Origin of the sequence: Pseudoalteromonas simplex, from assembly GCF_015278155.1 — a bacterium.
In the GTDB taxonomy this organism is placed as follows: Bacteria; Pseudomonadota; Gammaproteobacteria; order Enterobacterales; family Alteromonadaceae; genus Pseudoalteromonas; species Pseudoalteromonas simplex.
In genome coordinates, this window is the sequence record NZ_JADILN010000001.1 from 299149 (window position 1) to 324055 (window position 24907).

The 24907-nt window shown below is 41.7% G+C and carries 28 protein-coding genes; 16 read left to right on the plus strand and 12 right to left on the minus strand.

Annotated elements, in window-relative coordinates:
• Window positions 1-167 precede the first annotated feature (167 nt).
• A complete protein-coding gene (locus IRQ78_RS01340) occupies window positions 168-1049 on the plus strand; it encodes an alpha/beta hydrolase (RefSeq protein ID WP_138599764.1) in 882 nt (293 codons plus the stop codon).
• A gap of 115 nt (window positions 1050-1164) precedes the next feature.
• On the opposite strand, the gene IRQ78_RS01345 is transcribed toward IRQ78_RS01340, so the two are convergent.
• Window positions 1165-2013: a LysR family transcriptional regulator gene (locus IRQ78_RS01345; protein WP_194441144.1), complete on the minus strand. Its 849-nt coding sequence runs from the start codon at window positions 2011-2013 to the stop codon at window positions 1165-1167.
• A 120-nt stretch (window positions 2014-2133) separates the two neighbouring features.
• Between IRQ78_RS01345 and IRQ78_RS01350 the strand changes: the two genes are divergently transcribed.
• The gene (locus IRQ78_RS01350; RefSeq protein WP_194441145.1) at window positions 2134-2796 is read left to right on the plus strand and encodes an FMN-dependent NADH-azoreductase; all 663 of its coding nucleotides are present in this window, start codon (window positions 2134-2136) and stop codon (window positions 2794-2796) included.
• A gap of 70 nt (window positions 2797-2866) precedes the next feature.
• On the opposite strand, the gene IRQ78_RS01355 is transcribed toward IRQ78_RS01350, so the two are convergent.
• Window positions 2867-3325, minus strand: a complete 459-nt coding sequence (locus IRQ78_RS01355; protein WP_138599761.1) for a GyrI-like domain-containing protein — start codon at window positions 3323-3325, stop codon at window positions 2867-2869.
• A 192-nt stretch (window positions 3326-3517) separates the two neighbouring features.
• Here IRQ78_RS01355 and IRQ78_RS01360 point away from each other — a divergent pair, with 192 nt between their 5' ends.
• From IRQ78_RS01360 to IRQ78_RS01385, 6 genes are all read left to right on the plus strand, one after another.
• Entirely contained in the window at window positions 3518-4144 is a 627-nt protein-coding gene (locus IRQ78_RS01360; protein WP_054553353.1) for a fused MFS/spermidine synthase, read from the plus strand.
• Window positions 4129-5019 (plus strand): spermidine synthase, encoded by an 891-nt coding sequence (locus IRQ78_RS01365; protein ID WP_194441146.1) that lies wholly within the window; start codon window positions 4129-4131, stop codon window positions 5017-5019. Before IRQ78_RS01360 ends, IRQ78_RS01365 begins: the two co-directional genes overlap by 16 nt.
• Window positions 5016-5492 carry a TlpA disulfide reductase family protein gene (locus IRQ78_RS01370; RefSeq protein ID WP_082389267.1) on the plus strand — a complete coding sequence of 159 codons (477 nt, stop codon included), beginning with the start codon at window positions 5016-5018 and terminating at the stop codon, window positions 5490-5492. The genes IRQ78_RS01365 and IRQ78_RS01370 overlap by 4 nt, the downstream gene beginning before the upstream one ends.
• Before the next feature lie 135 nt (window positions 5493-5627).
• Window positions 5628-6104, plus strand: coding sequence for a MarR family winged helix-turn-helix transcriptional regulator (locus IRQ78_RS01375; protein ID WP_194441147.1), 477 nt, complete (start codon window positions 5628-5630; stop codon window positions 6102-6104).
• Between the two features lie 4 nt (window positions 6105-6108).
• A complete protein-coding gene (locus IRQ78_RS01380; RefSeq protein ID WP_054553356.1) occupies window positions 6109-7170 on the plus strand; it encodes an HlyD family secretion protein in 1062 nt (353 codons plus the stop codon).
• A 13-nt stretch (window positions 7171-7183) separates the two neighbouring features.
• Complete coding sequence (locus tag IRQ78_RS01385; RefSeq protein ID WP_194441148.1) at window positions 7184-8218, plus strand: DUF2955 domain-containing protein; 1035 nt, start codon at window positions 7184-7186, stop codon at window positions 8216-8218.
• A 25-nt stretch (window positions 8219-8243) separates the two neighbouring features.
• Here the strand turns inward: IRQ78_RS01385 and IRQ78_RS01390 are convergent, their stop codons facing one another.
• The gene (locus IRQ78_RS01390; protein ID WP_063703816.1) at window positions 8244-8561 is read right to left on the minus strand and encodes a hypothetical protein; all 318 of its coding nucleotides are present in this window, start codon (window positions 8559-8561) and stop codon (window positions 8244-8246) included.
• A 135-nt stretch (window positions 8562-8696) separates the two neighbouring features.
• The gene (gene arfB / locus IRQ78_RS01395; RefSeq protein ID WP_063703818.1) at window positions 8697-9110 is read right to left on the minus strand and encodes an alternative ribosome rescue aminoacyl-tRNA hydrolase ArfB; all 414 of its coding nucleotides are present in this window, start codon (window positions 9108-9110) and stop codon (window positions 8697-8699) included.
• 112 nt (window positions 9111-9222) lie between these two features.
• On the opposite strand from arfB, the gene IRQ78_RS01400 reads away from it, so the two are divergent.
• On the plus strand, window positions 9223-9780 hold the full coding sequence (locus tag IRQ78_RS01400) for a short-chain dehydrogenase (protein WP_138617192.1): 558 nt from the start codon (window positions 9223-9225) through the stop codon (window positions 9778-9780).
• Window positions 9781-9825: 45 nt separating this feature from the next.
• Here IRQ78_RS01400 and IRQ78_RS01405 read toward each other — a convergent pair whose 3' ends face one another.
• The 4 genes from IRQ78_RS01405 to IRQ78_RS01420 are packed head-to-tail and all read right to left on the minus strand — an operon-like array spanning window position 9826 to window position 12229.
• Entirely contained in the window at window positions 9826-10560 is a 735-nt protein-coding gene (locus tag IRQ78_RS01405; RefSeq protein WP_194441149.1) for a phytanoyl-CoA dioxygenase family protein, read from the minus strand.
• A gap of 3 nt (window positions 10561-10563) precedes the next feature.
• Window positions 10564-11145, minus strand: a complete 582-nt coding sequence (locus IRQ78_RS01410) for a uracil-DNA glycosylase family protein (RefSeq protein ID WP_194441150.1) — start codon at window positions 11143-11145, stop codon at window positions 10564-10566.
• A gap of 19 nt (window positions 11146-11164) precedes the next feature.
• Window positions 11165-11527 carry a VOC family protein gene (locus IRQ78_RS01415; protein WP_054553363.1) on the minus strand — a complete coding sequence of 121 codons (363 nt, stop codon included), beginning with the start codon at window positions 11525-11527 and terminating at the stop codon, window positions 11165-11167.
• A gap of 9 nt (window positions 11528-11536) precedes the next feature.
• The gene (locus tag IRQ78_RS01420) at window positions 11537-12229 is read right to left on the minus strand and encodes an aspartate/glutamate racemase family protein (protein WP_054553364.1); all 693 of its coding nucleotides are present in this window, start codon (window positions 12227-12229) and stop codon (window positions 11537-11539) included.
• Window positions 12230-12429: 200 nt separating this feature from the next.
• Between IRQ78_RS01420 and IRQ78_RS01425 the strand changes: the two genes are divergently transcribed.
• The 3 genes from IRQ78_RS01425 to IRQ78_RS01435 are packed head-to-tail and all read left to right on the plus strand — an operon-like array spanning window position 12430 to window position 14704.
• A complete protein-coding gene (locus IRQ78_RS01425; RefSeq protein WP_206769705.1) occupies window positions 12430-12774 on the plus strand; it encodes a hypothetical protein in 345 nt (114 codons plus the stop codon).
• Window positions 12771-14372, plus strand: a complete 1602-nt coding sequence (locus tag IRQ78_RS01430) for a PepSY-associated TM helix domain-containing protein (protein ID WP_194441151.1) — start codon at window positions 12771-12773, stop codon at window positions 14370-14372. The genes IRQ78_RS01425 and IRQ78_RS01430 overlap by 4 nt, the downstream gene beginning before the upstream one ends.
• Window positions 14369-14704: a DUF3325 domain-containing protein gene (locus tag IRQ78_RS01435; RefSeq protein WP_054553366.1), complete on the plus strand. Its 336-nt coding sequence runs from the start codon at window positions 14369-14371 to the stop codon at window positions 14702-14704. The genes IRQ78_RS01430 and IRQ78_RS01435 overlap by 4 nt, the downstream gene beginning before the upstream one ends.
• A 212-nt stretch (window positions 14705-14916) precedes the next feature.
• On the opposite strand, the gene IRQ78_RS01440 is transcribed toward IRQ78_RS01435, so the two are convergent.
• A complete protein-coding gene (locus tag IRQ78_RS01440) occupies window positions 14917-15450 on the minus strand; it encodes a lipocalin family protein (protein ID WP_166338198.1) in 534 nt (177 codons plus the stop codon).
• A gap of 104 nt (window positions 15451-15554) precedes the next feature.
• On the opposite strand from IRQ78_RS01440, the gene IRQ78_RS01445 reads away from it, so the two are divergent.
• The 4 genes from IRQ78_RS01445 to ggt all read left to right on the plus strand — a co-directional run bounded on the left by IRQ78_RS01445 (window position 15555) and on the right by ggt (window position 19315).
• Window positions 15555-16004 carry a YaiI/YqxD family protein gene (locus IRQ78_RS01445; RefSeq protein ID WP_138599750.1) on the plus strand — a complete coding sequence of 150 codons (450 nt, stop codon included), beginning with the start codon at window positions 15555-15557 and terminating at the stop codon, window positions 16002-16004.
• Window positions 16001-16543, plus strand: a complete 543-nt coding sequence (locus IRQ78_RS01450; protein ID WP_194441152.1) for a DUF6942 family protein — start codon at window positions 16001-16003, stop codon at window positions 16541-16543. Before IRQ78_RS01445 ends, IRQ78_RS01450 begins: the two co-directional genes overlap by 4 nt.
• Window positions 16544-16662: 119 nt before the next feature.
• Window positions 16663-17475 (plus strand): substrate-binding periplasmic protein, encoded by an 813-nt coding sequence (locus IRQ78_RS01455; protein ID WP_138617176.1) that lies wholly within the window; start codon window positions 16663-16665, stop codon window positions 17473-17475.
• A 142-nt stretch (window positions 17476-17617) separates the two neighbouring features.
• Complete coding sequence (ggt, locus tag IRQ78_RS01460; protein WP_194441153.1) at window positions 17618-19315, plus strand: gamma-glutamyltransferase; 1698 nt, start codon at window positions 17618-17620, stop codon at window positions 19313-19315.
• Between the two features lie 9 nt (window positions 19316-19324).
• Here ggt and IRQ78_RS01465 read toward each other — a convergent pair whose 3' ends face one another.
• The 3 genes from IRQ78_RS01465 to IRQ78_RS01475 are packed head-to-tail and all read right to left on the minus strand — an operon-like array spanning window position 19325 to window position 24879.
• Window positions 19325-19987, minus strand: coding sequence for a class I SAM-dependent methyltransferase (locus tag IRQ78_RS01465; RefSeq protein WP_138617169.1), 663 nt, complete (start codon window positions 19985-19987; stop codon window positions 19325-19327).
• 9 nt (window positions 19988-19996) lie between these two features.
• The gene (locus tag IRQ78_RS01470) at window positions 19997-23650 is read right to left on the minus strand and encodes an AAA family ATPase (protein WP_194441154.1); all 3654 of its coding nucleotides are present in this window, start codon (window positions 23648-23650) and stop codon (window positions 19997-19999) included.
• On the minus strand, window positions 23647-24879 hold the full coding sequence (locus tag IRQ78_RS01475) for an exonuclease SbcCD subunit D C-terminal domain-containing protein (protein WP_194441155.1): 1233 nt from the start codon (window positions 24877-24879) through the stop codon (window positions 23647-23649). The genes IRQ78_RS01470 and IRQ78_RS01475 overlap by 4 nt, the downstream gene beginning before the upstream one ends.
• Between the last annotated feature and the right edge of the window lie 28 nt (window positions 24880-24907).

Here is a 24907-nt window from a genome sequence, read left to right on the forward strand (position 1 = left end):
TTATCAGTGCTAGCAATGGCGGCTGCGAACTATTGGCTTATCTAATGAATATCCTGTATTACAGTCAAGTCGGTGAAAGGAGTTAACTAATACTCTGTTACAATTGTCTTATTAACTAATTTTTGTAATTGAAGTAGTGTCATTAAGTTATTGATTAAGGCTATAAAATGGCATTACTAAAATTTAGATTTCAGTATTTAGCTTGGTTTATTACATTTGTTTTGCTAGCTACAGGCTTGTATTTCGCGGTGAAATACCAACAGCATTATAGCTCACGCTTTATTGATGTAGATATCAAGTCCAATGCGCTTTCAGAAATGCGCAGAGTTTTCATTCGCTTGCCCAAAAACTACAACCCTAACAAAGCTTATCCGCTCATAATTAAAACTGACGGCAACTTTAACCTTGATACTTGGGATGACGCTTTAAGTATTCTTGAAAGCACTGATGACATGCATGAGGTTATATTAGTGTCCATCCCGAACCTGTTTTGGCATGACACACGGAATCGTGATTTAGTGCCACCTTACGCCCGTAAGGATGTGGCGATAGAAGCGCGCCCAATTAACCAAAATCAACGAGAAATATTTGGTAAAGCTGATGTGTTTTTAAAGTTTATTGAAACAGAGCTAATACCCTATTTAGAGGGAACATACCGTATTAGCGGGCAGCGCACGCTAACAGGTTTTTCAGCGGGAGGTAGCTTTGTGTTATATACCATGGTTACTAAACCAGAGTTATTTAATGCATACTTTGCTTTTAGCCCAGCGGCTTGGTATGACGATAATGTTGTTGTAAAACAGTTCAGTAAAAACTTACCTAATACAGTAGGCAACACTCACTATTTTTATGTCACATTAGGTGGTGATGAGAATCCAATCATAACTGGTGCATTCAATGGTTTAGTGAATGCTCTTCAAAAGCATGCACCAAACGACCTTATCTGGCAGCACCACATCAACAAAGGTGCTGACCATGAACAAAACGCAAAACAATCCGTTCGCAGTGCGCTAGATGGGGCTTTTAATCATTTTGATATGGCTCAGTAATGACGAAAAACAAAGCTACAAATAGGCGTTAAACCAATTAACTAACTCTGTTTCTAGCTGCTTTTTATGGTTCATTAAAAACTTTATAATTTAAATGATGTTTACTTTTACATTTTTAAGTTAGTAACCGCTCAAGCCATTCAATCACAGCGTTATGTGCTGATGTTTCGAAGCGAGATTTTTCGGGAATGTAGTAACACAGTTTTGATTCAACTTCTTGGTTATTAAACGATGTTAGTAACCCTGCATCTAGGTAAGGTTGTACTAAGGTTTTTGAGCAAAACACTACACCTTTATTGGCGAGCACCTGATTTATACCAAACAGCTCTTGATCGAATGTTTTTACCTTGAAACATGAATCACTTAGATTATTTACTTTTAGCCACTGCGTTAGAGGTGGGGCTGGTAGGGCATTATTTTTCCATTGGCTGGTGTATAATGTAACCTGTTTATCAAGCCAAGGGGCGCTTTGTTGTGTGTTTGCCGCAAACATATCAAAGCGCTCATATTTGATGATATCTTCTTTGTTTACTTCCTCACTATTTCCTAGCCGAACAGGCAAGGTATGCAGTTGCTTATCTAAAGTTTCACTGGTTGATATATCGAGCTGTAAATGTGGTTTTTCGCTATTTAGCTCATCTAAAGCGGGTATTAACCTTAGGGCTGCTAGAGACGATGTTGTGGTGATGCGTACTTGATTATTTGCTTGGCTCAATTGTTCAATTGCCGTAAAAATAAGTTTAAAGCCGCTAGTTGTGTTTTGACTCAGGTACTCGCCTGATGGAGTTAAGGTAATCTTTCTCACTTCGCGATGAAATAAATCTGTATTCAAGCGGCTTTCTAGATTTGCAATGTGGTGCGATACCGCTGTAGGCGTAATCGCAAGCTCAGCGGCGGCTGCTTTAAAGCTACCTAATCGCGCAGCTGATTCAAAGGCTTTTAAAGCTTGTAATGATATATGCATATTTGAACCCACCTAAATTTATAGATGAGTATAACTTACTTATAGTGAATAATAACTCGTTTGTTAAATAGCCTTCATTTATTGATGATACCAACACATTAACTAATGAGGTATTTACTTATGAGCACTCTATTACACATTGATGCTAGTGTACGTTCGGCTAAAAATGCAAACCCTAACCACGACTCAATCTCTAAAAATATTGCTAAGAAATTTGTAAATCACTTACAGCAAAATAATGCTATAGCTGAGTATATTTATCGTGATGTTGGAATGAATCCACCTTCATTTATTAATCAATCTTGGATTGGTGCTGTGTTTACGCCTGCCAATAAGTTAACGCTAGAGCAAAAAGAAGTACTGGCCGAATCAGATGAATTGATAAATGAGTTGGTTAAGGCTGATACCATCGTGATATCAACGCCTATGTATAACTATGGCATGCCTGCACAATTAAAAGCATGGTTTGATCAAATCGTTAGGATCAATAAAACGTTTGATTTTGACTTGCAGCGGGGAGATTTCCCTTTGCAACCCTTGTTAACTGGTAAACGTTTGCTGGTTATAACCTCAACGGGTGAGTTTGGCTTTGAGGCAGGTGGTATACGCGAGAGTATGAGCCATTTAGTGCCGCACATTAAAACCTTGAGTAAGTATTTAGGTGCTGAGCACATTGATGAAATAGCCTGTGAGTATCAAGAATTTAACGACCAAAGACACCAACGCTCTTTGACTAATGCCTATGCTAAAGCAGAGCAATTAGCGCTGAGATACGCCAATTAATATACACAACAAAGCCGCAACAAGCGGCTTATTTTGTAATGGGGCTTTACACTAAAAAATGGGTTTAGTGTTATTCAACCGAAATGAATACCTCAACTTCGTCACTGTTTTTATAAAACTCATAGTCAGTTTTATATGCTCGAATGTGCGGGCACTGTTCATTACTAAAGTACTGCCAAACTTGACCCCAAACATCGATAACGGTTTGTGGCATTGCCCCTTTGCCGCTAAAGCGAAGGTAGTTACCTGTGGCGAGTGTCGTTTGTTCTATCTCTGATGACGTGACTTGCAGATCAGTACACGCAAACACATCAAACTCCCCTGTGACATCAGATTCATAATGAGTGTACACGCCATAAACTTGGCTCGATGGGGTTAATTTGGGCGCTATGTCTGTATAAAACTGCTGCCATAAGCCAGCGATTTTGGCACCTTCACCACTCATTTCATTCATATTACAGGTACGAACTTTGAGGCCAAATAAGATCGTAGGGTTGTCTATATTGATTTTCGTTACTTGCTGATCCATTGCATTTATCCTTGTTAGTTTGCTCCCAGTAAAATACCAGAGCATGTGTACTTTAACCTAGCCTTTTTAATTATTTATTTTAAAAAAGACTATATTTTGTCAACGGCCTTTACAGCTTAAAAAACAGTCATGGCATCCTTATCTGCATCAGGTTAAGATGGGTAAAATAACAACAAAATCAGCGGGTGTTTAATGAATAAAATCAATGCGCTTATCTACTTTTTAGCCTTTAGTAGTGGCTTTTGTATTATGGGAATTGAGCTGTTAGGCGGGCGAATTTTAGCGCCATATTTTGGTAGTAGTGTGCATATATGGGGCAGTATTATCACCGTCTTTATGTTGAGCTTATCTATCGGCTATTTACTTGGCGGCAAGCTCTCTACTCGCAATCCTTCGTTAACTAAATATGGACTCATTTTCTTTGTAGCAAGCATTATGGTGGTGCCAATTGTATTGTTTGCTGAGCCAATTATGACCTTTATTTTCACCCATATTGAAGACAGTCGCTACGGCTCGTTATTGGCATCAACGGCGTTGTTTTTTATTCCTACAACAATACTCGGCATGATCTCACCTTACTCAGTGCGATTATTGGTTACCGATCATGAAAAAAGTGGCCAGGTTGCCGGTGGTTTGTATTTTGTGAGCACCCTAGGAAGCGCCCTTGGCACGATTATTACCTCTTTTTATATGGTGCTAGCGTTTGATGTTAACGACATCATTAAAACCTTTGCAGCGGTTTTAGGCGCGCTTGGTTTGCTTGCAATTGTTGTTAGTCAAATTAAAACAAAGGAGCGTGCTGTATGTTTAGAATCTTAATGCTTTGTTTACTCATGACATTGCCTTTTAGCAGCTTAGCCGAAGTAATACATAAAGAGCGCTCGCTTTATCGCAATATTTTAGTGGAGAAGACTGGCGATTTACTGTGTTTAAAATTCAACGAAAAAACCCGTAAAAGTACGCAAAGCTGTATGTATGAGAGTAAGCCTAAAAAGCTGGTGTTTAATTACACCAAAATGACGTTCGCAAGCTTACTATTTATTAATGATCCTCAAAATGTACTGATCATAGGTTTAGGGGGAGGTTCACTCTCTAATACCATTCATGAGCTTTACCCTAGCGCTCATATCGAAAATGTCGAAATTGATCCTGCGGTGATAAAAGTTGCCCGCGATTATTTTAACTTTATAGAAACCGATAACGTGACGTCAAAAGTGCAAGATGGGCGTATTTTCATTAAGCGCGCCGCACTTAAAAAACAAAAGTACGATTGGATTATTCTTGATGCCTTTAATGGCGACTATATCCCTGAACATCTACTCACTAAGGAATTTTTTGCAGAAGTAAAAAGTGTTTTAGCTGATGGTGGAATTGTCGCTGCAAATACCTTTTCATCAAGCAAGTTGTACCAGCATGAGTCGGCAACTTACTTCGATGTGTTTGGTGACTTTGTGAATGTTGTGACCGATGAAAATTCTAATCGCATTATTTTAGCGGGCTTCGAGACTATGCCTAGCCAGAAGCTTTTAATTGAGCGCGTCAACAAACTCGCAAATAAGTTAACCCCTTACGATGTTGATTTGCAGTTACTTAGCGAGCATTTGTTTTATACTAAGGGTAATCAAGATTGGCCAGCGGATACCAAGGTGCTCACTGATCAATATTCACCAGCGAATTTATTAAATTACCAATGATCAAATACGCCTTAATTGCATTTCTTTTCATTACGAGCTCTGCTGCTAAGGCAGAGCGTCTTTCGAGCCCTCCTTTAGCTGCAAGTCAGCAGCAATTGTCTAAACTACTGAATCAATACAAAGGGCAAGTCGTGTTACTCGATTTCTGGGCGTCTTGGTGCAGCCCGTGTCGACGGTCGTTTCCTTGGTTTATAGCCATGCAGAGCAAGTATCAACAGCAAGGGCTTAAAGTGATTGCTGTAAACATTGATGTTGAGCGTAGTGATGCCGATGCTTTTTTAACTGAGTTTGCAGTGAACTTTAATATTATTTACGACCCAGACGCTGTTATTGGCAAGCAATATCAACTCAAAGGTATGCCGAGCAGCTTTTTAATTGATAAGGAAGGCATAGTACGGTTCCAACACACAGGATTTGTTGCTGATAAATTAGACCTCTATGAAAGTCATATCAAAGAGTTAATCGCTAAATAGTGTTATCTAGCAGATAACTTTTGCAGTTGTTCGCTTTTATCGAACAAAGCTATCTATTTAATTAATTGCACTAATATTTACTTAGCATGCTAACTACATTAAAATACTTAGCATGCTAAGTAAATGGAGCGCATCATGTCTTCCACTCCCCCTTTTCACGAAACTCTTGATTTAACATTATGCGGCAGTATGGGCCGTGTGCATCGTTTATGTCGCGATGCTGTCACTTTGGCGGTTGAGCCTTTGGGTCTTACCCAATCTCGCTGGACCGCGATGATGCACCTGTTTCATTTAAACCAAGGTTGTACGCAACAAGAGTTAGCAAATAGCTTAGGCATTGAAATGCCTTCACTCACTCGTACGATTAAGCAGCTTGAGCAACAAGAGATTATTGCTCGCAAAGCTGACGCTGAAGATAAACGCAGTAAACGTCTGTACTTTACTGAGCAAGGTCTACAATTGTTAGACACATTGCAGGTGATTATTGCTGATGTGAAACAGCATCTTTATGCCGACTTAACCACTGATCAACTCGATACCATGGCGCATGGTTTAATTCAGATGGAACAGAATGCTCGCCAGTGTATCCGCCATTATTCAGGAGATAAGTAACGTTATGACACCAGATCAAAAGTTTGCCCGTTACGTAAAAATCTCTTTAGCGGGTTTTATTGTTTTATTTTTATATTTTGTGATTGCCGATTTGTATATGCCTGTTACACCGCAGGCCCGTGTGTATCACCCAGTGGTGCAAGTGACCCCGCAGGTAAGTGGTCGCGTGACTGACGTACTTGTCACCAATAATCAAGCCGTCGAAAAACAGCAAGCCTTGTTTAAGATTAATGACGAGCCTTTTGAGCTTGCCGTGCAACAAGCTGAACTTGCATATGATGATGCAAAACTACAAAACCAACGTTTAGATAGCAGTGTGAAGGCAATAGAAGCACAGCTTGCAGCTGCTCAAGCTAAGCTGCATGAACAAACATTACTGTTCGAACGTGGTGAGTCGTTATTGAAAAAGCGCTCTATTTCAGAGCAAGAGTACGAAACAATCAATGCGAACTATCAATCAAGCAAAGCCAATGTGGCTGCAATTGAAGCCCAGCTTAGCGAGGCTAAATTAGCGCGCGGTAAAATGGGGGATGACAATTTAGCGCTTCGTCATGCTCAAAACCAGCTTGAACAAGCGAAGCTAAACCTGTCTTACACCACAGTGACAGCTGATACCGACGGTAAAACTGCAAACTTACAAGTAACACCGGGTACGTATGCTAATAAAGGCCAACCGCTAATGGCGATTGTTGCTAATAAGGCTGATTTGGTTGCTGATTTTCGTGAAAAGTCGTTAGTTCACGTGCAAATTGGTAGTACTGCAAAAGTCAGCTTTGATGCGCTACCGGGCAAAGTGTTTACAGGCAAAATTATTAGTTTTGAAGCCGGTGTGAGTGATGGTCAGCTTAACGCGAACGGTTTACTCAGTGCGACTGAAAGCAGCAACCGTTGGGTACGAGATGCACAGCGTCAACGTATCCATATTCAACTAGATGAGCACCAGATGCTGGCTAAATTTCCAAGTGGTGCGCGTGCAACTGTACAACTTCTGCCTGACTCTAGCATCGGTAGCTGGTTTGCAAGTATGCAAATTCGCTTCATTAGTGTTCTGCACTTCATTTACTAAGGCTGGGTGAGTTATGTCAGTATTGCAACTCGATGGTAACGGCTTACGCCAAGCGCTACGCATTGCTACGGGCTCAGCACTAGGGTTTACACTGGCAAAATTGATGAACTGGCCTAATGGCATCTTTTTTACTGTTTACCCTATGCTATTGCTCGGCTTAGTGCCTGTGCTTAACATGCATATTATTCGTCAGTTTTATGCAGGCGCGGTGTTCAGTGCGCTGTTCGTATTGGTTGTACAAGGTTTGTTTTCACACCTGCCTGTTGTTATGACAATGATGTGCTTTATCGCATTTGCTTTTTTGTTTTATCAAATGAGCCGTGGCGCTAATTTTTTATTTGGCGCCACAACGGTGGTGAGTTTGTCTATTCAATTGCACTTTTCGACCTACACTGGCAGTGGAGTGAGTATTTATCCGTTGATCATTAGTAACGCTGTTGCCGTTGTGGTCACAGTGGTGTTCTCGATGCTAATGCATGGTTTATTTCCTGATGTAGCACCACGCCAAGGTCGGGTAATGCCAGAAAAAGCAAAAGAAAGTGTGCGTCATGAAGTATTACTTTGCTCAACTGTAGCTACCTTGTCATTCGTTGTTTTTCAGGTCTTTGATTTACAAGATTCAATCTCTGCTCAAGCGGCCTCGGTACTGATATTGTTTTCGTTGTGCTGGAAAGCGGCAGGTATGGCGGCATGGCAACGTGCTATAGGCACCTTAATTGGTTGTAACTTAGCGTTAGTGGCACAGTTATTTTTGTATAACCATACCGATATTTTAATATTTCCTGCGTTAATTCTGTGGATTTTGACCTTTATCTTTAGTCGTTATCACATAATTGGTGGCGGTATTCCGGGTGTAGGCTTTGGTATTATCACCACATTTGGTATTTTGTTTGGCCAGTCATTAGGGCCGGGACAAGATCTCGTATACAGCGCTCTGTATCGTTTTTCGTCAGTGTCTGTGGCAATACTATTGAGCTTGTGTGCGGTGTATATAATGCATCACCTCTTAAATCGCTTTGAAATGACAAGGCATCATACGTTTGATTAAAAATAAAAATGCACAAAAAAGGGAGTTAATCAGAACTCCCTTTTTTATTATTTGGTTCGAAAATGGTGGGTAAAGACTTAAGTAAATCGTCTTGTTTCTTTACAACACTCTGTACACAGGTTTTTGAGGCGACATCTGCAACCCAAGCCCCCCATTGCGAACTGCCAGGTTCTTCACCTGGAGTTGCCCACCATCTGGCTTTATAAAGAATCTCGTTATAACAGGTTTCACTACCTTGGGGATACGCGTTTCCGGCTTGCCATGAATCTACAGCAAAGCCCGACATAGGCAAAGCTGACAGCGTTATCATTGCAGCGGCAACAATGCGTGATTTCTGGCCCATAAGCGGCTCCTTCATTAGTGGTGAGTTTGTATGACTATTATAGTCGCGGTAGGATTAACCATCAATTAACTTTGTTAACAAGTTACACTTCTTTACAGTTCTGCTTATTTTTGACACGATCTTCTGATGTGAAAGTTAGAATTTTACGTTTTTTCTTAATACTTTTGTTTGTCCCCTTTTGGTTTTACTATCCATGCGTTTTCTCTGAGAACTTTTGCTTGGTTTTGTCGCTCTGCGCGCCTTTTGTACTTGTGTGGCATTAACGATTAATTCTTTCAAACGATTAAGCGCATCCTCTTTGTTCATCTCTTGCGTGCGATGACTTTGCGACTTAATAACAATAACGCCCTCTTTGGTAATTCGAGAATCATTCAAATTAAGTAAACGTTGTTTGTAAAAGTCAGGTAACTTTGAGCGTTTAATATCAAAGCGAAGGTGAATAGCTGTGGCCACTTTGTTGACATTCTGCCCGCCCGCGCCTTGCGAGCGGATCGCACTAAAGTCGAGTTCCCATTCATCAATTGTGACGGTATTAGAAATAATTAACATCAGGTTCAGTTAGCTATGGTAAAAAAGGTATTGTAACATTTGTAATTGGCTAAACATAATAGCTCGACTATTTGCGCCGGTTGCTAACCATTTTGAAAGAAAGGAGATCACGATGAAAGCACTACTTATTTCTATGAGTCTACTTGCGATGAGTTTTTCTAGCTTCGCAGAAGATATTTCTGAAAATCAGCTACAGCGTTACATTAAAGCCCTTCCTGCAGTCGTTAATTGGTCACAAAGCCAATCTGAGTTAGATACTGTAAACCTTGGTGGTATGCTAGGTAGTTCTGATGGTGTTGATAGTTCGGCAGTGATGTCTGCATTAGGTCACATCAAAGAGCATGAGCTTTATACTGAGTTTGCAGCCCTTACCAAACAATATGGTTTCACACCAGAGCAGTTAGTCACGGTTGGCTCAGAAGTATCAATGGCGTATTTAGAAAATCTTAAAGCGGGTATGTCTGAAGAGAACAAGCAGCGTGTAAACCAAGCAATGAGTGGTTTACAAAGCCTTACAGCATCATCATCTGATGCGGGTACTCGCTCAATGGCTGGTGCTTTAGAAGGTATTAAAGCAAGTACTGCAACAGCAGATGTTAGCGAAAGTAACGTTAACTTAGTTAAGCAGTATATGCCGCAGTTAAAAGAATTGTTCGCAATGTTGCAGTAACTGCAAAACGAAAAGAAAGCGGCTAGGTAGCCGCTTTTTTTACGCTTACTCGAATACCACAGCGTTTTTTAGATGCAGCTTTTGTTCTGCAGTTGGTAAAAATCCAGTTTGTACAAACTCGTTAAGGCTTGGATGACGTTCAAAGTATAAAATATCAAGGGCGAAACGATTCATGCCGTACAAGCCCCGATGGATCATGTTTGCCGAAAATATCAGTAAGTCACCTTTTTTGAGTGCCACACTTTTACCACGAACGAGTGAGTCACTATTTCGAGCGCCCTGCTGTTCTAATCTAACTGTTAACTCTTCATCTGAATCCCAGTCTTTATGACTACCCGGTATAAGTTCTATTCCTGGTTCATCTTCAAAAGCAACGCGGCAATGTAGTACTTCAGGGCCGTTAAGAGCTACTTTTTGCGCATCAAGCTCTAAGTGATACTGCATATCGCGATGCCAATAATTTGCCTGTTTAGGGTTGTAAGGGTTAAAGAATAGTTGAGTATTCATAAACTGAGGACCAGCAACAATACCTTTAACCTGTTTCAATAGTGTGTTGGCGCTGACAAACTCAAAAAGAGTAAACTTTTCCTCAGCACTTAAACATGCAGCGCCAGTCAAACCTGAGCTATTAATACCTCTAGATTGATAAAAAGATTGGTTTTCTTGCAACCAGTGTTGATGAAATTTATCGAGAATTGGCCTTACATTGCTAAGCTCACTTTCTGTGTAAAGGCCCTTTACATGGTAGTAGCCGTTTTCAGCAAAAAAGTTATTTTCCATTTTCTACCTTGCTAAAATTGCACGTATTTTACTATTAAGCTCAGGCAATACTTGTTGCTCAAACCACTGATTTTTCTTTAGCCAGATATTATTGCGAGGGCTTGGGTGAGGAAGTGGCAAGTAATTTGGCCAATATTCACGCCACGATTTTACTAACTCAGTTAAGGGTAGCTGCTTAGTGTGAGGCAAATGATATGCCTGCGCGTACTTACCTAAGATAATGGTGAGCTCAATATTATTTAGTTGTGCTAAGAGCTTTTCACGCCATGCAATCGCGCACTCTTTTCTTGGCGCTAAATCACCTGATTTTCCTTTGCCCGGGTAACAAAAGCCCATCGGCAAGATAGCAAAATTGCGTTCATCGTAAAACTCATCGCTCGTTACACCAAGCCAAGAGCGAAGCCTTTGCCCGCTTGCATCATTAAAAGGTTTGCCACTTTCATGCACTTTAATTCCCGGTGCTTGACCAGCAATTAAAATGCGAGCCTGTGGATTAAACTGAATAACGGGCCGCGCTCCGAGTGGTAAATGAGGTTCGCAGATCACGCATTTACTAACTTGTTTTAATAATGATTGAGTACTCATGAGTTAGTAAAAATATGATCTATGCTTGTTTTGACCAAACTGCTAACTCGTTACCACTTGGCTCTGTGAAGTGAAACCGACAGCCTCCAGGAAAATCAAACAAGGGCTTAATAATTGTTCCACCATGTTTTTCTACCTGCGCTTGCGTCTCTTTAATATTATTTGAATAAAGCACCAGTAGCGCGCCGCCATTATTGGTTAAGCTAGCTAATGGGGCTTGATAAAACCCGCCATCAAGCCCCGCAGATTCAGCGCTAAAGGCCGTGTATTCAGGGCCATAGTCGGTAAATTGCCATTTAAAAACCTGATGAAAAAATGCCTTTGTTGCGGCTAAATCTTTAGCAGCAAATTCAACATAATTTAGGCTATGGTGGTTCGACATGGTGAGCTCCTAATTTAAACTATTCTCAAGCGCCATCGCGCAATGAAGTGCTGTACTATCAAGTAATGGAATCGATGTATCTGCTTGTTGAACTAATAAGGCTATTTCGGTGCAACCAAGAATAATGGCTTCAGCACCTTGCTGAGTTAGATTATCAATAATGGTTAAATACTCGGCTTTAGATTGTGGGCTGATGATGCCTTTACATAGTTCATCATAAATCACACGATGCACTGTTTCACGCCCCTGTGCATCAGGGATTAACACGTCTATGGCGAATTTATCTGCTAAACGCTGCTTGTAAAAGTCTTGTTCCATAGTGAACTGGGTACCCAACAAAGCCACTTTTTTAAAGTTATGTTGGATCAGGTTTTCACCAACTGCATCAGCAATGTGTAATAAAGGAATTGCAACCGCAGCTTGTACTTGCTCAGCTAGTTTATGCATCGTGTTGGTACAAATTAATAAATAATCCGCGCCCGCGGCTTCAACTTGCTTAGCGGCCTTAATGAGTATCTCGGCCATCTGTGGCCAATCTTGTTGCTGTTGAAGCATAGCTATTTCGGCAAAATCGAGGCTAACGAGTACTATCTTGGCACTATGCAGCCCCCCAAGTTTGTTTTTAATGCCTTGATTTAAAAGCTGGTAGTAACTTTGTGTAGACTCCCAACTCATGCCACCGATTAAGCCTATTGTTTTCATTGCAGCTCCCTTTTATTTACTTAACACCATATGATATTGCACAGAACAAAGCTAGCAGATCATTATTTTACTAACAGATCGACTTAGTTGGTTCAGTTTCACTATTTAATACGTGCATGCAAATGATAACTACTATCTTTTCTGTTTGTCGGCGATATAATACGGGGTTTTCTTCTCGTGTTATTTTTTAAGGGATTATCATGCATTCTCAATCATTAGATGCAGTGACTACCAATCGCCCTAAAAATACAGCTAAAAAGCGCTCTGTGAGCCTATCTTATCGTGTTGCTGTGTTTTTGCGTTTCGTTGCAGCCATCATTGGTGGTTACGCCTTTACCAGTGTGCTTATTTCATTACTAGCTGTGTTATTACCACTTAATAAACTCGACAGCGTGCTGTTAACCACGACTCTATCGGTATTTTTTTACTGTTGTGTGTTTATTTGGGTGTTTGCAGTTAAGTCTTTAAAGACTGTTTGGATCACTATTTTACTAACAACTGGTGGGCAATTACTGGCCCTTTCATTAATTAAGGGATGGTTATGAAAGAGAGCTTTTTCCGCTCAATGACTTGGCTTCATACCTGGGTTGGCTTACTAGTATGCTGGTTATTGTTCTTAATATTCTTTGCTGGCACCATCAGCTTTTTTAAAGATGAAATCACTATTTGGGCTAAACCCGAAACACACAATGTGCAGCATCAAGCACTACGGGTTCAGTCTCAAGCCGAGCAAATTAATTATGTGTTTGCGCAATTACAGCAACAGGCACCTAATTCATTATCTTGGCGGATAAACTTACCTGAGCCACGTAACCCTGTTTTAAGCTATGGGTTTGCTGAGCCTAAACTGCCAGGCCAGCGCCGAGCACCTTTCAACTATACACATCTAGACCCTAATACCTTAGAGCAATTACCCGAACCTCGGGAAACTAAGGGGGGTAACTTTTTCTATCGCTTACACTTTGATTTACATTACATAGATGTATTTACTGCACGGATAATTGTTTGTTTAGCCTCGTTATTTATGTTGGTAGCGCTTATAACAGGCATCGTGATCCACAAACGTATTTTTAAAGATATGTTTAGCTTTAGAGCAAACAAAGGCAGCCGAAGCTGGCTCGATGCACACAATGTTTCGTCAGTGCTGGCACTGCCATTTCATATTATGATTACCTACACGGGGATTATCACGCTTATATTTATGCTGTTCCCCTACCCTGCCGAGACTGTATATGAAAATGGCTTAAGGCAAATGTTTGATGAGGCATTGCCTATTAATAAACGTGCAAAGCCCAGTGAAGAGCAGCGCCCTATGGTGGCAATCAAAGATGTGTTAGATCAGATTTATACTAAGTCACCGAATGCCGACATTAGCTATGTGTTTGTAAGAAATGCCAATACAGCGACCTCACAAATCGTGGTTTATTTGGCAACCGGCAAAGAGGTTGTAGATAACGGACCACGCTACTTATTCAATGGTGTAACGGGCGAGCTTGAAGCGAGTTCTGGCGAAGATTGGAGCGCTTCGGCGCAGTTTTATGACTCAATGACGGCATTACATAGTGGTCGCTTAGCGGAGCCTTTACTGCGTTGGTTATATTTTTTCTGTGGCGTAGCTGGCTGTGCCATGATCGCTACAGGCTGCATTATGTGGGCAAAACGCTTACGCGAGAGGCTCAAAGCAGACCAAAAACCAAGCTTTGGTTTAAAGCTTGTTGAAAGTCTTAATTTAATAACTTTAATGGGCTTACCGCTAGCAACTTCAGCGTTCTTCATTGCTAATCGTTTATTGCCTTTAGAGTTAGCTGGGCGTGCCGATAAAGAAATACTCGTGTTTTTCTTAACTTGGCTTGCGGTGGCGCTTTCGGCTGTGAGCAGTATAGAAAAACGCCACTGGCGCTATAATGCATGGCTCAATGCAATAGCTTGCTTTCTCGTGCCCGTGGTAAATGCACTGACAACAGATGGTAATTGGATCACGTATTTACTAACTAATCAATGGGCCTTATTCGGTGTTGATAGTGCGTTTATTTGTGCTGGCGTATTGTTTTTACTACAAAGCAAAAAAATAGCTAGTCACAAAGCTGTTATTAACAAGGCAAAACCAAGTAAAAATAGGGTGTTAAAGGAGCAACAAGGATGATGGAGTTACTGCAATTTAGTCTCTGCTTTTTAGGGTTTAATTGTTTTGCGCTGGCAAAATTCAATCATTTTCGTGATGTATTTAAAAAGAAATTAACCGAAAAACAACGAAATAGCTTTTTAGCCAGTGGCTGGATCAGTATTTTACTAAGTTTGGTACTTTGTGTGCTGTCTGATGCTGGGTACGGCGCATTGCTGTTTTGCGGCTATATGGCTTTAAGTGTGCTTATGCTCATGATTTTATACAGTTTTACTGTTTCATGGGTAAAGCATGTCAGTGTATTTACTATGTCTATTTTACTGTTGAGTGGCTTTTCGGTGATGATTTTGTAGTTTAGTTAGTAAAAAACTGATCTGATAGCAATTTGCAATAATGCTTAATTGATCAAATTTGTTTAAAAAAATGGGTAGGCAATGCCTACCCTAGCAGGGGATTAAATTGGGGGATCACATGTTGCTTCAATTTAACGACGCTAAGTTTGCCTAGCATCCATTACAGTTGTGTTGCACATTCGTGATAGTTTAAAGACAGTTGTAAAGCCCCTTTACAAGCTATTATGGTCAACATAGATAAGTTCATCTGTTTTAAAGCCATATTCTTTTGCAGTGTTTATAAAGTCCTGCATTTGCTGTTTTGTCACGGTCGGTGTGCGCGACAAAAACCATAAATACTCTTTGTTATAACCTGTGATATAAGCGTATTGATAATTTTGCTTATCTAATTCAAACACCACGTAAGAGCTGTAAAATGGTCCAAAGAATGAGACTTCTAAGTGGCCTATGTTTTGTTGCTCTGCAAACTTCGCTTTACCTTCAGCTTGCTGCCATTCTTTATCTTCAGCGCTGTAACCCTTGTTGATAACCTTCACACTGCCATCTGGGTTAATTGAGTATTCGGCGGTAATGCCCTCAAGGCCGCGTTCAAATGAATGATCTAAACGTGCAATTTCGTACCATGTTCCTGTGTATCTGTTTAACTCAAAATTATCGACGGGTTTGATGTTGTCTGGCACGCCTGTACATGCAGATAAAATGACTGTGATACATAAAACCCCGATTAATTTTAATGATGTTTGCACGTTTTTACTCCCTTTAAAAATTAAACAAATTAATACGTTAATAGCACTAATTTAGTTCAATTACGGTAAACTATTAATGTCTAAAATTAAAGATTGAGAACAGCATGAAGATTTGGGTTGATGCAGACGCCTGCCCCGTCGTTATTAAAGAAATATTGTTTCGTGCCGCAGAGCGCACACAGACCTTTACCACATTAGTGGCGAACCATGCGATGCGAGTACCACCCTCAAAGTTTATTAGCCGTTTGCAGGTATCTTCGGGTTTTGATATTGCCGACAACGAAATCGTTAAACGTATTGAGCCGAATGATTTGGTGATCACTGGTGATATTCCCTTGGCTGCAGAAGTCATCGAAAAAGGCGCACAAGCGCTTAATCCGCGCGGTGAATTATATACGACCGAAAATATTCGCTCACGTTTAAACGTTCGTGATTTTATGGAAACAATGCGCTCAAGTGGCGTTGAAATGGCCGGTGGCCCACCGCCGTTAAGCCAAGCAGACCGCCAAAACTTTGCAAATAATCTTGATCGAATCCTCGCTAAACAGTTATGAGTGTCGTTAATAGTGCGCCACTGCAGGGTTTTGGTGATGATGCGTTTAAAGTCGCTGTTTATATAGAAAAGCGCCCGCCGATGCCTGCTTGGCAACAGCTTGATCATTTGCATGCAATGCAACCCGGCCAAATAAACGAAATAAACCAAGCATGTGGAAATGGTTGGCGCAAAGTTTTTAACGTGTATGGCAAAGTGCTGTTTGCACTACCAAGTGAGTATTATAATTTCGCTAAAAAAGCAGCTGATTGGCAGAGCTATCGCGATGAACAACTGCTGCAAGCACACAGCCAAACTACATTACTGTTTAGTCCGCCGATATTAGGCAAACCAGAGCAATTGCATATAATTGCAGGGCGAACACATGCTAAACAGCTTATAAATGACGGACTTTTGCATTGCCAATTAACTTGGCTTGATGATGAATTTGCTATTAGTAAATCAGATAAAGTGATTGTCTGCCCGTATTTTGACTATCGCCAGTTAAGTAATATTAAAATTGCACGACTTAGCCAGCTTGTTGCCGATATTTTTTCTTAGTTTCTAGTTTATTGCGTTATTGGGTTAGCAAACTAAGCTTTAAATACTGTAGAGCTCAATAGGAGTTTAGATGAAAACTCTGATCGAATTGTTAAAGTGTGAAAAATGGAGCTAAACCGATGTTTAAGCATTTACCAATAGTGAGTTTGTTTACAGCTAGCTCTGTTATGGCGAGTGCTGAACAATTGACTTTATATACTGAAGTGTTCCCACCCTATAATTTTGTGGAGCACAATCAGCTCACTGGTATTAACACCAAAATCATGGAATCTTTGTGCGAAAGAGCCAAGTTGAGTTGTACGTTTAGTGTATTGCCTTGGAAGCGCGCAATGTCACTAACCCTTGCCCAACCGAATGCAGGAATTTACTCTACTTCACGTACCGCAAAGCGAGAAACTCAATTTTACTGGGTTGGCCCTTTGGTATCTGGGCATTCATGTTTCTATCGCTTAAATGATCGAAACGACATTAAAGTAACGAGTACACAGTCGTTGCAAAACTACACCATTGGCGTATCTCGTGGTGATGTATATCAAACCGTTCTTGCTGATTTTAACCTTACTGAAGGCCAGCAATTTTTAACTTACTCAAAAAAGTTTGAAGAGCTAAAAATGTTTAAGCAAGGTAAGCATGATTTACTGATTGGCTCCTCTCTCACTCTTTCATCACAGTTGATGAATGTAGGTATGAGCCCAGACCAAGTCACACCGGTATTTGAGTTAAAGCACCCTGCTTTAGTGGGTAATTATTTAGCACTTAACAAAAACACATCGCCGGAGGTAGTTACTAAGCTGCAACACGCCCTCGATACCATGAAGCAAGAAAACCTGATTGACCCTTTTGTTGATCAGTTTGTCGAAGAGGATAGGCACTCTCATGGCGAAGCATCCAAAGTATCAGAGCAGTGCTTAAATGGCTCTGCCATTTATTAAACTGGAGTGATTTTAGGTAAATTAGCCGCTATTTTTCTTATTTTTGAAGTCAATCGCGATTTTTCGCGCTCGAACGCAAAGCCATTGCCTCATCTTAAATTGCTTTTTATAGTGATAAAAATAACAAAAAGGGCAAAAAACTATGAAACCAACTCCACTCTTTAAAAGTTTAGTGCTAGCAGTATGCTTAGGCGCAACAGGCGCTGCTCAAGCTTACGATCGCATCACAGGTCATAATTTTGCTAGTCGTTCTGAAGTCATCGCACAATCAGGGATGGTTGCAACATCACAGCCGTTAGCTACGCAAGTAGGCTTACAAGTTTTAAAAGACGGCGGTAATGCTATTGATGCGGCTATTGCAGCAAATGCAGTACTAGGCCTAGTTGAACCAACAGGATGTGGAATTGGCGGCGATTTATTTGCCATTGTTTGGGATAACAAAAGCAAGCAACTTTACGGTTTAAATGCCTCTGGTCGTTCACCACAAAGCTTATCTTTTGATACTTTAAAAGCACAAGGTGACTACATTCCTGCTTATGGGCCATTGCCTGTGTCGGTACCTGGTGCGGTAGATGGTTGGTTTGAGTTACATAAAAAGTTTGGCAAAACACCAATGAAAGCCTTACTCCAACCTGCTATCGACTACGCTGAAAATGGCTTCCCTGTGTCTGAACTGATTGCCTATTACATGCAAAAAAGTGTGGCTGCGCGTGGTAAATACCCAGGCTTTAAAGATGTATATATGCCTGATGGGGCAATGCCAGAAAAAGGAGAGATCTTTAAGAACCCTGCCCTTGCAAACACCTATCGTAAAATTGCCAAAGGCGGCCGCGATGCTTTTTACAAAGGCGATATTGCTAAAGAAATTGGTCGCTACATGAAAGAAAACGGCGGCTACTTATCGTATGACGATTTAGCTGCCCACCATAGTGAATGGGTTAAGCCTGTGAGCGCCGATTATAGAGGGTATACGCTTTGGGAATTGCCACCAAATGGCCAAGGTATTGCTGCACAGCAAATTCTGAATATTCTTGAAGGTTACGATATCAAAGCTATGGGCTTTGATAGCCCAGAATACGTACACACCTTTGTTGAAGCGAAAAAGCTCGCGTTTGCAGATCGTGCAAAGTATTACGCCGATCCAGCATTTAACACCATTCCCGTACAAACACTTATTTCGCAGCAATATGCTGACCAAAGACGCAAACTGATAGACCCTAATAAAGCTGCAAAACGTGACCACGCAGGCCCAGTAGAAGGCGATACCATTTATATGACGACCGCCGACAAAGACGGCAACATGGTTTCGCTTATTCAAAGTAATTACCGTGGCATGGGCTCAGGTATGACACCTGCAAAATTAGGCTTTGTATTGCAAAACCGTGGCGAAATGTTCGCCCTTAAAAAAGGCCACATGAACCAATATGAGCCAGGCAAACGACCATTTCATACAATCATTCCAGCGTTTGTCACCAAAGATGGCAAGCCATATATGAGTTATGGCGTAATGGGCGGCGCAACACAGCCACAAATGCATGCTCAAATACTTATCAACATGATTGATTTTGGCATGAACCTACAAGAAGCCGGTGATGCACCACGTATTCTGCACACAGGTTCATCGCAGCCAACCGGCGAGATCATGGAAGACGGTGGTTTTGTTAGCTTAGAGTCAGGTTTTTCGATGGAAACCCGCCGTGAGTTAATGAAAAAAGGCCACACCTTACAAGACGCGGTTGGCCCATACGGTGGTTATCAAGCAATATTGAAAGACCCAAAAACCGGCGTTTATTACGGCGCATCAGAAACCCGTAAAGACGGCCAAGCCGCGGGATATTAGGCTTAGGAGCTAACTCCCAACCACATACCCAGCAAAACCAAGCACTTTAAAGTACTGTTTAGGGGTGCTGAAGCGGGTTTCATTCATTAACTCTGAAAAACGAATTCGGTCTAATGGGTAAAACTCGTGCTCTAGGTTGTGGCGCATGCGTTCTACGCCGACTTCGGTTAAACCTAACTGCGTACAGAGCTGTAGTTGAGATTCGCGCTCAAAAGCGGTTTCTGGGCGCATTAAATCGGCAATGTATAAGTTGCTCGATTTTTTAAGTTTGCTGTGAATCGCTTTTAATAGCGCTTTTTTATCGCCGTTATCTTCAACAAAGTGCATTACCAGTAAACACAGTGCGGCGTCACATTGAGTGTCGATGTCGTTGATATCACCGCAGTGTACTGTTACGCGATCGCTAATGTTATGCTGGCCAAACTGTTGCTCGGCAATATCGAGCATGTCTTGTGAAATGTCTTGAGCAATAAATTGCCAGCTTGGTTTTAGCGCCGCTAATTCAATGATTTCTTTACCTGTTCCGGCACCAATCACTAAAATGCACGCTTCATCGCTCAGCGTGGCTGCAAGTTGTGCCGCGGTTGCTTGATGTAATAGCTCATAACCTGGAACTAGGCGCAAAATGCGTTCGTCGTAATGATTTGCTTCTTCGTGGTTAAAAGTTGGCATGCTAATCCTTTAAATAACTGAGATGGTCGAATAACCACCTGGTTTTTTCGCCACATGCACTTGCGTGGCAACGCGTTCGGTCATTTCTGATACGTGCGAAATAACCCCTACTTTGCGGCCTTGTGCTTGTAGTGAATCAAGAGCATCCATCGCGATGCTTAACGTTTCACTGTCCAACGTACCAAACCCTTCATCGATAAACAAAGAGTTTATTTGCACTTTATTCGACGACAACGAGGCAAGCCCTAGCGCCAGTGCTAACGATACCAAAAATGACTCACCGCCCGATAATGTATTAACAGAGCGCTGCTCATCGGCCATGTCTTTATCGATAATTGCGATATCGAGCGTTTGCCCTATGGCTGTTAATTTGTAGCGTTTATTTAGTGTCTGTAAGTGACTATTCGCGTAGTGCAGCAGTATTTTTAAGGTTTGCGTTTGCGCTAAATTACGCATGGTTTTGCCGCTGGCATCCCCTAAGACCTTATTGAGTAAATGCCAGTGCTCATAGCTTTTTTGCTGCTCAACCAATTGCTTTTGTTTATCAGCCAGCGCTTCGCTATTTTGTTGATGGGTTTTAAGCTCAGTCGCAACTTGCAATAATGCGTTATTTTCTTGTACTTGTTGCTCTGTGGCTTGATTAAGCTGTAATTGCAGCTGATCTTCACCGAGAGCTGGCTTGTCTTTTTGGTGCTGAGCCAGCGCCTGCTGTCGCTGTTTTAAAAGAGCCTCAGCGTCTTTTAAGCTGCTCTCGGCGGTGTGGTAATCTGCCAGAGTTTGTTTAATTTCAGCGGGACTTATCGTTAATAGCTGACTAACTGCTTGCTCATCCAAACTTGGGTGCTGCGCTTTAAAATCATTAAACCAAAGGCTAAATCGCTCATTAAGCGCCGCTTGCTCTGCGGTGAGCTCTTTTTCACGCTCGTCAATATTGGCGATTTGAATGGCTTGTTCGTCACGCGCCTTCACCGCATTACTATGGGTTGCTTGGGCAAGTTGCAGTGCCTGCTGCGCTGAATCTATCGCCTTTTCAAGCTCTGCTATAAACTCATCTACCGATATCGCCGCGTTACTAAATAAGCCCTCGCGCTTTGATTTTATCTGCGTGAGTTCGTTTTGAGTTTGGCTTAGTTGCTCGTTGCACTGAGTTAAGGAGGTATGTGCTTCGTTTAGCTGCGGCGTTACATGTGCAAGGTGCTGCTCAATGGCTTTGAAGCTAGTTTTAAGCTCATCAGCCGTTTGCAGCGAAGCTTGATAAGCCTCAACGTGCTCTGCAATGTTCTCTAAAGAAATGCTTTGTGTATTGAGTGCCTGCCACCAAGGTGCACTGGCGAACTGTTGATTCAGTGTCGTGTAAAGCTGCTGATGCTCATCATTGAGCTCGGTTAAACGTGTTTGCTGATTATTCAGCTGTTGCTGTAATTCGTTTAATTGCTGCTCTTTGCTATGTAGCGCTTGCCCTTGCTGATTATACTCAGTTTGCTTAGCCGCAAGCGTGTTTTGCAGCTGCTGTTGCTGTTCAAGAGCTTTGTAGTATTGCTGTTTTTGCAGGCTGAGCTGTTGTTGACGCTCGTTTAACTGATCTTCGGTTAAATCATTTAGCTCAGTACGATTAGCTGCCATGGTTTCTTTGAGGTTCTGTTGTTGAGCGCTCAGTTCTGAGATTTGCCCAGTTAACAAGCTTATCTGTTGGCTGCATGCCGCCAGCTCATTACTTTTAGCTTGCTGTAATGCTTGCTGAGCTTTTAAGTGCTGTTTGGCGTTAGTTAGTTGGTTGGTAAAGTCGTTAATAAGTTGACTAAATTGCTCGTTAACCATTTCTTTATGCATAAAGGGGTGCTCTTTTGAGCCACATACTGCACACGGCTCCCCTGCCTTTAAAGTGGCGCGTAACTGGCTAACCCCTTCACTGGCTCTTAACTGCACTTGCTGTAAGTTTTGCTCACAAAACGAAACCTGCTGCTGTGCTTGCTCTGCACCTTGCTGCGCATCTTTTAATGCTGTTTGTAGTTGCTGCTCCGTTTGGCTTAAAGTGTTTAGCTGGGTTTGCCAATTTTTTAACTGCTGCTGATTAGTTTGCCATACTTGGCGCTTTTCAATCAGGTGTTTAATCGCATCAAGCCTAGCGTCGATATCTGCCATTGATTGGGTGTTTAAACTCGATTTAAAGGCGGTATCTTGCTCATTTAGGCGCTTAATTTCTTGCTCAAGGGCTTGGTATTGAGTTTTACACTGCTGCGCAGCTGCTTGCTGCTCATCAATTTTAGGTTGAAGAGCTTTTACGTTTTGCTGTGATTGGCTAATTGTGTGCAGTTGCTGGCTAAAGCGGCTTAACTCACTTTTAAAGAATGACCAGTCTTTTGCTAATGGTTGCCATTGTGCATGTGTTTCTAAATAGCTATTTATTTGCGCTTGTTGATCGAGCTGTTTTTGCTGCTCTGCTTTATGGCTGTTTAGTGTATTAGTCAGCTCTTGATGATGGTGCTTAGCTTTCTCTACTTGTACTTTTTGCGCCGCTGCTTGCTGGTTTAATACAGCAAGTTGCTTATCTAACTCTCGGGCCTGGCTAATAATAGGCTGCGCGTCTTTTTGTGCTTGCTTTGCTTGGTTTAGTTGCGCGGTTTGCTTCTCAAGCGTTTGCTCAGCGTCTTTGATCACTGTTTTATGATCAACATTTAAAAGCTGCTCACGGTTTTTAATAAGTTGCCCATGTTGAGCAGCAATCGAAGTAACGCGCTCGCGGTTATCTTTTATTTCTAGGCATTGCTGGGCTTGTTTCGCTTCAGTGGCTTTTTCAGCAAGCGCGTGCATTTGTTGCTGTAATTCTTGCTTTGCTTGCTCTGCCTGGTTTAGCTGTTGTTGCTGCTGAGATGCTTGCTTGTACCACCCTTGGTACTGTTCAAATTGTTTTATTTGCTTTTGCAACTCAGCAAGTTTAGCTTCAAGCGCTTTTTGTTCTGCTTGTTTCGTTTCGACCTGTTCAGGGCTTAAAACCTGATAATTACTTAAACTTAACTTTAACTGCTCTAATGCTTGCAGCTGCTCACGATGGCGTTCAAAAATCCGCTGACCAATACGGCTAAATTTATCGGTGCCTGTTAAGCATTCAAGTAGTTGCGCACGCTCATCTCCGGTCGCTTTTAAAAATGCCGCAAATTCATGTTGCGCAAGAAGGACTGCTCGTGAGAACTGCTCAAAGCTCAAACCGATAATACGCTCGATTTCTTTACCTGCCGCGCTTCGATCGGCGATTAGGGTTTCATCGGGTAATGAGTGCAGGCTATGTTGTGCAGGTTGTAACTTGCCATCGGCTTTATTACGCGCTCGGCTAAAGCTTAACCTTGCTCGGTACTGTTGTTTATCTTGGCCAATAAAGTCGACTTCTGCATAGCCCTGCCCTGCCCCGCGGCGTAATAAGTTTCGCGAGTCATTGAGTTTGATATTGTCGCCGTTAAAGTCAATTTTATTGCCTGTATCGCCGCGTAACCTTGCTGTTTTGTTATAAAGTGCTAAGCAAATGGCATCGAGTAATGTGCTTTTACCGGCGCCGGTATCACCGGTGATGGCAAACAACCCTGCTTCTTTTAAAGGCGAAGCGCTAAAGTCGACTTCGGCGTCTAAGATAGAGGCTAGTTGGTGAACACGAATCGCTAAAATTTTCATAGTAGGTCCTCTGCATTCAATTCATCGATCACTTGGCTTAGTAAGCTTTCTAATTCTTTTGGCACCGCCTGCCCTGCCATATCTTTATTGTTTGCAAATGCTTGCTCTAAAAGTGAATGTGGATTTAGCGCTTCAATTTGCGAGACATCTTCAAATAGGGTTTGTTCATCGTCTTGCTGGTTGCTTTGCTGACGTACTCTTTCAATGCCACAAAACTTAACCTGCTTACCTTCAAGGGCTTGTTCTATTTGTTCTCTGAAAGTGGTGTCAGTGTCATGGGCGCTCAATTTAACCCGCAGATATGGCGCTAAATCTTCATCTGTTAAATCGAGCTGTTTTATAAGCTCACAGAGTTCGTTCAGTGGCACACAGTCTTTTTCTGGTAGTAACATGACTTTACAGAAGCTAGGAATGTAAAGGGGGTTTACAGAAGTACCTGAGTCAGTAAGCTCGACTATTACAACTTGATGTTGGTAACGCCTTTCAGAAAATGACATCGGCATTGGCGTGCCACTGTAGCGAATGGTCTCTTTCTTCGCGACGCTTTGAGCCTTATGAAGATGCCCTAGTGCGACATAATCAGGTTGATCAGTAAATATGCTTGCCGATATCGCATCTTCACCACCAATAACTAAATTACGTTCAGAATCAGATGAGATGTCTCCACCTTTTGCATGCAGGTGGCCCATAGCAATTAATGGCGCGTTTGGTAATTCGCTTGCTGCTTGTAATGCATCTTTGTAGGCAAGAGCAACGGCCTGATTGTATGTTAGCGGTTGCTCTTGTTGGCGGTTATAACTGCTTAAATCACTGCTACGTAAAAATGGCATGGCGACAACATTCGCATCGCCATTTTTTGTACTGATTGGCAGTACAACTTCATGAGGAACATTGCTATCAAAGCGGCCAACAACATAGGTATCAAACTGAGCCAATAAAGGCTTTGCCGCCATAATACGATTTGCTGAATCATGGTTACCAGCAATAATCACTATGTGTAAGTCAGGGCAATGCTGCTTAGTGGTTTTAATAAATTGGTAGAGTTGGTTTTCTGCGCTGGCAGGTGGCGTTGCCGTATGATAAATGTCACCCGCAACCAGTAGTAAGTCAATCTTCTCTGACACAAGCGTATCGGTTAACCAAGCTAGAAATGCTTGATGCTCATCGAATCGGGAATGCTCGTAGAATTGTTGGCCTAAATGCCAATCAGATGTATGAAGGACTTTCATTAAACGCTCTTATTATTTATTAAGAGCG